The sequence below is a fragment of the Streptococcus sp. C300 genome (assembly GCF_000187645.1).
Classification (GTDB): Bacteria; Bacillota; Bacilli; order Lactobacillales; family Streptococcaceae; genus Streptococcus; species Streptococcus oralis_CQ.
Genome location: NZ_GL732466.1, coordinates 860260 through 868485 on the forward strand (window position 1 = coordinate 860260; position 8226 = coordinate 868485).

The 8226-nt window shown below is 44.6% G+C and carries 8 protein-coding genes; 2 read left to right on the forward strand and 6 right to left on the reverse strand.

Annotated elements, in window-relative coordinates:
• Positions 1-92: 92 nt before the first annotated feature.
• The 4 genes from tsaD to HMPREF0849_RS04155 all read right to left on the reverse strand — a co-directional run bounded on the left by tsaD (position 93) and on the right by HMPREF0849_RS04155 (position 2758).
• On the reverse strand, positions 93-1103 hold the full coding sequence (tsaD, locus tag HMPREF0849_RS04135; protein ID WP_000655078.1) for a tRNA (adenosine(37)-N6)-threonylcarbamoyltransferase complex transferase subunit TsaD: 1011 nt from the start codon (positions 1101-1103) through the stop codon (positions 93-95).
• Positions 1093-1530 (reverse strand): ribosomal protein S18-alanine N-acetyltransferase, encoded by a 438-nt coding sequence (gene rimI, locus HMPREF0849_RS04140; RefSeq protein WP_000569811.1) that lies wholly within the window; start codon positions 1528-1530, stop codon positions 1093-1095. Before rimI ends, tsaD begins: the two co-directional genes overlap by 11 nt.
• Complete coding sequence (tsaB, locus tag HMPREF0849_RS04145) at positions 1527-2210, reverse strand: tRNA (adenosine(37)-N6)-threonylcarbamoyltransferase complex dimerization subunit type 1 TsaB (RefSeq protein WP_000865685.1); 684 nt, start codon at positions 2208-2210, stop codon at positions 1527-1529. The genes rimI and tsaB overlap by 4 nt, the downstream gene beginning before the upstream one ends.
• Before the next feature lie 332 nt (positions 2211-2542).
• Positions 2543-2758, reverse strand: a complete 216-nt coding sequence (locus HMPREF0849_RS04155) for a hypothetical protein (RefSeq protein ID WP_000492023.1) — start codon at positions 2756-2758, stop codon at positions 2543-2545.
• A 1001-nt stretch (positions 2759-3759) separates the two neighbouring features.
• Between HMPREF0849_RS04155 and HMPREF0849_RS04165 the strand changes: the two genes are divergently transcribed.
• Positions 3760-3993, forward strand: coding sequence for a DNA-dependent RNA polymerase subunit epsilon (locus HMPREF0849_RS04165; RefSeq protein WP_000639585.1), 234 nt, complete (start codon positions 3760-3762; stop codon positions 3991-3993).
• 1 nt (position 3994) lies between these two features.
• Positions 3995-5674: a ribonuclease J1 gene (gene rnjA, locus HMPREF0849_RS04170; protein ID WP_000331958.1), complete on the forward strand. Its 1680-nt coding sequence runs from the start codon at positions 3995-3997 to the stop codon at positions 5672-5674.
• Between the two features lie 47 nt (positions 5675-5721).
• Here the strand turns inward: rnjA and mnmG are convergent, their stop codons facing one another.
• Both mnmG and HMPREF0849_RS04180 read right to left on the reverse strand, forming a co-directional pair.
• The gene (gene mnmG, locus HMPREF0849_RS04175; RefSeq protein WP_000221910.1) at positions 5722-7635 is read right to left on the reverse strand and encodes a tRNA uridine-5-carboxymethylaminomethyl(34) synthesis enzyme MnmG; all 1914 of its coding nucleotides are present in this window, start codon (positions 7633-7635) and stop codon (positions 5722-5724) included.
• Between the two features lie 8 nt (positions 7636-7643).
• Positions 7644-8099 carry an NUDIX hydrolase gene (locus HMPREF0849_RS04180; protein WP_000193650.1) on the reverse strand — a complete coding sequence of 152 codons (456 nt, stop codon included), beginning with the start codon at positions 8097-8099 and terminating at the stop codon, positions 7644-7646.
• Positions 8100-8226 lie beyond the last annotated feature (127 nt).

Here is an 8226-nt window from a genome sequence, read left to right on the forward strand (position 1 = left end):
CTAATTTTTACATATTATATCATCATTTTTACAGATTTGTCAAAATATTCTGACATTTTCCGGAGTAAAAAAGCCAGTTCAAAACTGACTCTTTATTCTATGGTATCAAAGGCGAGGCTTGGTTTGGCGTTGAGGTCCAAGTCTGCAAAGTTTTCTTTATTCCACTCGCTGACGCTGGCATAGGCAATCATACCTGCATTGTCTCCGCAAAGGCGCAGGGGTGGGATGATGACCTTGACATCTGTGATTTCAGCTGCTAGGCGTTCTCTGAGCCCTTTATTAGCTGCCACGCCACCAGCCACGACCAGAGTTTTAACAGGGTATTTTCCCAAGGCCTTCTTGGTTTTGGCCATAAGAATATCCATGACTGCTGCTTGGAAAGATGCTGACAGGTCTTCCTTGGACAAACTCTCTCCCTTTTGCTCGGCATTGTGGTGAAGATTGATAAAGGCAGACTTCAAACCTGAGAATGAAAACTCTAGATTGTCCTCCTTAATCATGGCACGAGGGAAATCATAAATATCCTGCCCCTGATGAGCTAGCTCATCAATCTCGCGACCTGCTGGATAGGTCAATCCCATGACACGGCCAACCTTATCATAGGCCTCACCAACCGCATCGTCTCGTGTCTCCCCAACAATCTTATAATCACCAGCCTCGGAAACATAGACCAACTCCGTGTGCCCACCACTGACCAAGAGGGCTAGCAAGGGAAACTCCAAAGGCTCGACGCTCTGAGCTGCCATGAGGTGGCCCGCCATGTGATTCACGGGGATCAGCGGAAGTCCATGTGCCCAAGCAAAGGCCTTAGCAGCTGATAAACCAACTAGTAAGGCTCCAACCAAGCCTGGTCCATAAGTAACGGCCACGGCTGTTACGTCCTCTTCGGTAATTCCTGCTTCTGCTAGAGCCTCCTCGATACAGGCTGTAATGACCTCTACATGGTGACGACTAGCTACTTCTGGCACTACGCCCCCAAAACGTTTGTGGCTCTCAATTTGACTAGCAATGACATTGGACAAGAGCTGGTCGTCGTTTTTTAAGACAGCGACACTGGTCTCGTCACAGGATGTCTCAAATGCTAAAATATATCTATCCTTCATCTATTTCTCTCTTCATGATGATGGCGTCCTCGACTGGGTCATGGTAGTAGGCCTTTCGCTCAGCGATGACCGTCATCTTTTCTTTCTTGTAAAATGCTTGCGCTCGGTGATTTGACTTTCTGACTTCGAGGAAAATCTCCTTGTCTGTCGGCAATGTTGCAAACAAGGCTGATGCTATTTCCTGTCCTTGATAGGCTTTCTTGACAGCGATTTGCAGGACTTCTGCCTCAAAGAGATTCTCCTGCACAGCTAGAAATCCAATCACTTCTGTTCCATCATAAGCTAGAGCGTACCAAGTTTGGTCTTGGGACAGGTCTGCTTGGATTTGTTCCAGCGTCCAAGGACTGACTGGGTAAACATCTGCCATGACAGCGTAGATGGTTTTAGCTAGTTCAGGCTGTTTTTGGATTCGTTTGATTTCTATCATAGGCGTTTAATGTAAGACCCGCCAGACTCGGTATGGTTCTTGAGCCAGTTTTCCTCAGCTTCAACACGTTTGAGGTAATTTGGCACAAAGTCGTGCAAGGAGTCTGCTTCCTCGTCCCAGGCCCAAAGAGCTAGATTAGCTGCATTTGGCAAGGTTTCTTGATAGCTAGCTTGAGGTAGTTGTTCTTGGATCTGTTCCACAAAGGCTCCAACTTCTCCGACAAAGGTTACCTGTTCAGCATCCTTGACCTGCTCTAGCACTTCCGCAAAAGACAGGTGCGCTTCTGGAAAGACTGGTTTGGCGTTTTGATAAAATCCTGCATAAACATTGTTGCGACGTGCATCCATGATAGGAACCACCAAGCCTTCTTGTTGGCGTGGCACCAGAGCCAAGAGGCTAGACATCCCAACTAACTCAATGTTCAGGGTATGAGCCAAGGTCTTGGCAGTTGCTACCGCAATTCGCAAGCCCGTGTAGCTACCTGGCCCTTCAGCGACCACGATTCGATCCAAATCCTTTGATGTCAAATCTAGACTGGCCATCAAAAAATCAATGGCTGGCATAAGGGTAATACTGTGATTTTTCTTGATATTAATCGTCGTCTCGGCAAGAACCTGCTTGTCCTCTAAAATGGCTAGAGAAAGAGCCTTGCTGGACGTATCAAAAGCTAATACTTTCATAACACATTCCTATCTTTTTGTCTGTTTACTATTATACTACAAAAGCCAGCGCATGGGAATTTTCTTTATTTTGAAACAAAAGTTCCTGCCACTTAAACAAGCAATTCTGCACAAAAAATTCAAAAAAGTTGTAGCTTTTTTGAATAGAAAAGTGAACAAGGAAATTGAAAAGTTCTTTGTAAAAAATTTGGATCAGGCATTTATGTTTCAACTCGATTTTCGATACGAAAGAACATCATCATAACAATAAAGATAGCACCTAAAAATAGAAAAATCCATTCCATCTATCAAGACGAGGTGGATTTTCTGTATATCTAGAGGAATAATTGACTCTAGGCATTTAAACCAAAGTAGAAAACGAGCCAGACAACATAGGTGACCAGGAGGAGAAAAATTGAATAGAGCGTCACAAAAGCAAGCTTCCAAAGGAATTTTGTTTTGCGGTGTTCCAGATGCACAAACAGGGCATTCCCCCCATAAACACAAGCTACAAAGACTACAAACATCAAGAGGCGAGCCCCTACTGCAAATTCAAACAAACTAAACATTCTTGATCCTCCTTTTGGTATTCCTATTTTTATATAAACTGTTGACAGTATCGGTCTATCAATGTTAAAATGTAATTCAACACTGGTAGGAAAATCAGGTTGAGTAGTTGACTCTTCGGGTTGCAGTGCTATCCCTGAAACTTTGGTTTCTAAAGAACTGAAATTGCGATTGATTAGTTCGCCCCCAGTGTTTGACGGCTCTTGACTTCGGTCAGGAGCTTTTTGGCGCTTTTAAAGTTGATTCCTTCAGTAAGTTATAGTAGAATATAAATATTGAGAGGATAACGTAGGGCGACTGGTAACAGAGCGTTCAAAGGTACCAACTTCTGGTACGGGTGTGGGACTGCCTTCAGCTTTGAGCTGTAAAGACCCCTGACTACCATTGGTCCTCTCTTTTTGCTTACTCTTAGATTAAGGGCTTTTCTTTGCCTCTTTAGTAAACACTCCACTCCATGCTATTTCTACATCGTTATACTTATAGATTGACTTCTTAGCCTCATAGATGATAGAATTAAGTAAAGGCTGAGATCGAGTTTGATTTGGTGACAAGTCATTCAAAGGTTGCGATGCATTCGCTTCAGGTAGAGGTGCTGCCATCTGGACTGCTCCAGGAAAATCCCCGAGTTTTGTCTCAGCCTTTTTATTTGCTCTTGAGATTTCTCAAGAGCTTTTTCTTTTTTCAAAGATATCATTCTGTCCCAACCATCCACTCCAACGATTAATGAAACTAGAACTGTATTCTTCCTTAAATCTACTATCTCTTTAGATTCCCCCTTTAATTATAACACCTAAGTGCTCTCCGACCAAATCCTACCTGTCTTTTTGTTCCTTCTTCCCCTCCCGACTTTCTCCATTTCCGTCTTTTACTAATTTTTCATTTTATGGTATAATTGAAATAATTGTAACGAATCAAGGTCAATCTAGACACAAAATGGAATGAAATCAAGCAAATCTCTACTAAAAGTTTGGAATAAGCTGACCTGTAAATAGAAAGGAACTATATGATTTACAAAGTTTTTTATCAAGAAACAAAAGAACGTAGCCCACGTCGTGAAACAACACGCTCACTTTACCTAGACATCGATGCTAGCTCAGAACTTGAGGGCCGTATCGCTGCTCGCCAACTTGTCGAAGAAAACCGCCCAGAGTACAACATCGAATTTATCGAACTCTTGTCTGACAAATTGCTAGATTACGAAAAAGAAACTGGCGCTTTCGAGATTACGGAGTTCTAATATGGCCTACACTCTTAAACCTGAAGAAGTCGGCGTTTTTGCCATCGGTGGTCTGGGAGAAATCGGGAAAAACACGTACGGAATTGAATACCAAGACGAGATTATCATCGTCGATGCTGGGATTAAATTCCCAGAAGATGACTTGCTGGGTATCGACTATGTCATTCCTGATTACTCTTACATCGTGGACAATATCGACCGCGTCAAGGCTATTTTGATTACACACGGACACGAGGACCACATCGGTGGGATTCCTTTCCTGCTCAAGCAAGCAAATGTCCCTATCTACGCTGGGCCACTTGCCTTGGCTTTGATCCGTGGAAAACTCGAAGAACACGGCCTCTTGCGCAACGCCAAACTATACGAAATCAACCACAATACTGAGTTGACCTTTAAAAATCTCAAGGCAACTTTCTTTAGAACCACTCACTCCATTCCAGAGCCTTTAGGGATTGTCATTCATACCCCTCAAGGAAAAATCGTCTGTACGGGTGACTTCAAGTTCGACTTTACTCCAGTTGGAGAACCTGCAGACTTGCACCGTATGGCTGCCCTTGGGGAAGAAGGCGTACTCTGTCTCCTCTCTGACTCGACAAATGCGGAAGTGCCAACCTTTACCAACTCTGAAAAAGTCGTTGGTCAGTCCATCATGAAGATCATTCAAGGTATCGAAGGACGTATCATCTTTGCATCCTTTGCCTCAAATATCTTCCGTCTCCAGCAAGCAACGGATGCTGCTGTTAAGACTGGACGCAAGATTGCTGTCTTTGGTCGTTCTATGGAAAAGGCTATTGTCAACGGAATCGAGCTTGGCTACATCAAAGCTCCTAAGGGAACCTTTATCGAGCCAAATGAAATCAAAGACTATCCTGCAGGCGAGGTTCTTATCCTCTGTACAGGTAGTCAGGGTGAGCCGATGGCAGCTCTCTCTCGTATCGCTAATGGAACTCACCGTCAGGTGCAACTCCAACCCGGCGATACCGTTATCTTCTCTTCTAGCCCAATCCCTGGAAATACTACTAGCGTCAACAAACTGATCAACATCATTTCAGAAGCTGGTGTTGAAGTTATCCACGGTAAAATCAACAATATCCACACCTCTGGACACGGTGGTCAGCAAGAGCAAAAACTCATGCTCCGCTTGATTAAGCCAAAATACTTCATGCCTGTCCATGGTGAATACCGTATGCAGAAAGTCCATGCTGGACTAGCGGTGGATACTGGTGTTGAGAAGGACAATATCTTTATCATGAGTAATGGTGATGTACTCGCCCTTACTGCTAACTCTGCTCGTATCGCAGGCCACTTCAATGCCCAAGACATCTATGTCGATGGCAATCGTATCGGCGAAATCGGTGCAGCCGTCCTCAAAGACCGTAGAGATCTATCCGAAGACGGTGTCGTACTTGCAGTCGCAACTGTTGACTTCAAATCTCAGATGATTCTGTCTGGTCCAGATATCCTCAGCCGCGGCTTTGTCTACATGAGAGAGTCTGGAGACTTGATTCGCCAAAGCCAGCGCATCCTCTTCAATGCCATTCGTATCGCACTGAAGAACAAAGATGCTAGCGTGCAGTCTGTCAATGGTGCCATTGTCAACGCCATTCGCCCCTTCCTTTATGAAAATACGGAACGTGAACCGATCATTATCCCGATGATCCTCACACCAGATGAAGAATAATACTCTTTGAAAATCAACAAAACAGCCCCATCTTCGGAGCTGTTTTTCTATGCTTTCTTTTCTTGATTCTTAGAAATACTACGATTTTTACCTTCTAGGTACACCATCAAAATAGAAATATCTGCTGGATTTACTCCCGAAATACGGCTAGCTTGACCGATGGTTTCTGGATTGATCAGTTTGAACTTCTGGCGAGCTTCTGTTGCGATAGAATCAATGTCATCCCAGTCGATATTGGCTGGAATGCGTTTTTCTTCCATGCGTTTCATCTTGGCAACCTGATCCATGGCTTTGGAAATATAGCCTTCGTACTTGATTTCTGTTTCAATCAATTCGATAATCTTGTCATCCAAGTCCTCAGCAGCTGGACCAATGAAGACTACCACATCTTGGTAAGAAACTTCTGGGCGACGAAGGAATTCCTTGGCTGTCACCGCATCAGTCAATGGTTTGAAGCCCATCTCCTCAACCTTGGCATTGGTTTCCTTGACTGGCTTGAGTTTGATGCTATCAAGACGCTGCATCTCATTGTCAAATTGATTTTTCTTGATTTCAAAACGAGCCCAGCGTTCATCATCCACAAGCCCAATCTCGCGTCCCATCTCGGTCAAACGCATATCGGCATTGTCATGACGGAGGATGAGACGGTATTCAGCTCGACTGGTCAAGAGACGGTAAGGTTCAATGGTTCCCTTGGTCACCAAGTCATCAATCATCACCCCTATATAGCCATCGCTCCGTTTCAAGATTAGCTCATGTTTGCCTTGGATTTTCAGAGCCGCATTGATACCTGCGATAATCCCTTGGCCTGCTGCCTCTTCGTAACCAGATGTACCATTTGTCTGACCAGCTGTGAAAAGTCCTGAGATTTTCTTGGTTTCAAGTGTTGCACGCAACTGGTGTGGCAAGACCATGTCGTACTCAATGGCATAACCTGTTCGCATCATCTCAGCATTTTCCAAACCTTTGATGGAATGAACTAGCTCGCGCTGCACATCCTCAGGCAGACTGGTTGAAAGTCCTTGGACATAGACTTCCTCTGTATTGCGTCCTTCTGGCTCAAGGAAGAGTTGGTGGCGTTCCTTGTCCGCAAAGCGCACAATCTTGTCCTCAATCGACGGACAGTAACGAGGTCCCACTCCCTTAACCACACCTGTAAACATAGGCGCACGGTGGAGGTTGTTTTGGATAATCTCATGACTGGTACCATTAGTGTAAGTCAACCAGCATGGCACCTGGTCCTTGACATAATCCTCATCACGTGAAGTATAAGAGAAGTGATTTGGCGCCTCGTCTCCTGGCTGAATCTCTGTCACATCATAGTTGATAGAGGAAGCCTTGACACGTGGAGGAGTTCCTGTCTTGAAACGACCGATTTCAAGTCCCAATTCCTTGAGATTATCAGCTAGGTTGATCGAAGCTAGACTGTGGTTAGGACCTGATGAGTACTTTAGATCTCCAATGATGATTTCTCCGCGGAGTGCAGTCCCTGTCGTCACGATAACAGCCTTGGCAGCATACTCTTGATGGGTCGCCGTACGCACACCGACAACCTTGCCATCTTCCACCAAAATCTCATCAATCATGGTTTGACGAAGGGTCAGATTTTCTTGATTTTCAACTGTCTTGCGCATTTCCTTAGAGTAAAGCTCCTTGTCAGCCTGCGCACGAAGGGCACGGACAGCTGGACCTTTCCCAGTGTTGAGCATCTTCATCTGGATGTAAGTCTTGTCAATGGTTTTAGCCATTTCACCACCGAGGGCATCGACTTCACGCACGACAATCCCCTTGGCAGAACCTCCGATAGAGGGATTACATGGCATGAAAGCCAGCATTTCAATGTTGATAGTCGCAAGCAAGACCTTACAACCCATACGGCTTGCAGCCAAGGAAGCCTCAACCCCAGCGTGTCCCGCACCGATTACAATAATATCGTATTCTTCCGTAAAATTATAAGTCATTTTCTCTCCTATTCTTCAAGATGAATGTGTCTTAGTTGCCCGTCCCAATCCGGCAGGGCTGTTTTTAAGAAGGCTGGAACTAGCTGGATATTCTGGAGTTTATCCAAATCAATCCACTCACAGGGCTGCGTTTTTTCATCTTCCTGCATGATCAATGGGGCATCCTCCAGTAGATCAACTAGATAATGAAATTCGATGTTGTGATAGGAAACACCGTCTTGTTCAAAACGATTTTCAACCGCGAAAGCTAGCTGCCCAGCTTGAGCTCTGACACCCAGTTCTTCCTTCACTTCGCGGACTACCGCATCTTCCGTTCTTTCATTGACTTGGATGGCACCGCCGATAGTGTAATACTTGCCCTCATCTTTGGTAACTAGGAGTTTGCGATTTTGAAGAATCAAGGCTGTCGCCCGAACACCAAAAACCGTATTTCCTACTTTTGTCCGAAAGTCTTGTTGAGTCATTTTTATCCTTTCCCTTAAACGACACAAAAACAGTCAAAACTCGTAAGAAGTGCAGGACAAAAAAGCCTGCAACATCCATGAGCTTTGACCATCATTTCTATTGCTTTTATTATTGTAGCAAATTGAG

What these genes read in the sequence shown, in the direction of transcription:
- mnmG (WP_000221910.1), bottom strand. Translation starts at nt 7,635, where the DNA reads ATGACTTATAATTTTACGGAAGAATACGATATTATTGTAATCGGTGCG.
- rimI (WP_000569811.1), bottom strand. Translation starts at nt 1,530, where the DNA reads ATGATAGAAATCAAACGAATCCAAAAACAGCCTGAACTAGCTAAAACC.
- rnjA (WP_000331958.1), top strand. Translation starts at nt 3,995, where the DNA reads ATGGCCTACACTCTTAAACCTGAAGAAGTCGGCGTTTTTGCCATCGGT.
- HMPREF0849_RS04165 (WP_000639585.1), top strand. Translation starts at nt 3,760, where the DNA reads ATGATTTACAAAGTTTTTTATCAAGAAACAAAAGAACGTAGCCCACGT.
- HMPREF0849_RS04180 (WP_000193650.1), bottom strand. Translation starts at nt 8,099, where the DNA reads ATGACTCAACAAGACTTTCGGACAAAAGTAGGAAATACGGTTTTTGGT.
- HMPREF0849_RS04155 (WP_000492023.1), bottom strand. Translation starts at nt 2,758, where the DNA reads ATGTTTAGTTTGTTTGAATTTGCAGTAGGGGCTCGCCTCTTGATGTTT.
- tsaD (WP_000655078.1), bottom strand. Translation starts at nt 1,103, where the DNA reads ATGAAGGATAGATATATTTTAGCATTTGAGACATCCTGTGACGAGACC.
- tsaB (WP_000865685.1), bottom strand. Translation starts at nt 2,210, where the DNA reads ATGAAAGTATTAGCTTTTGATACGTCCAGCAAGGCTCTTTCTCTAGCC.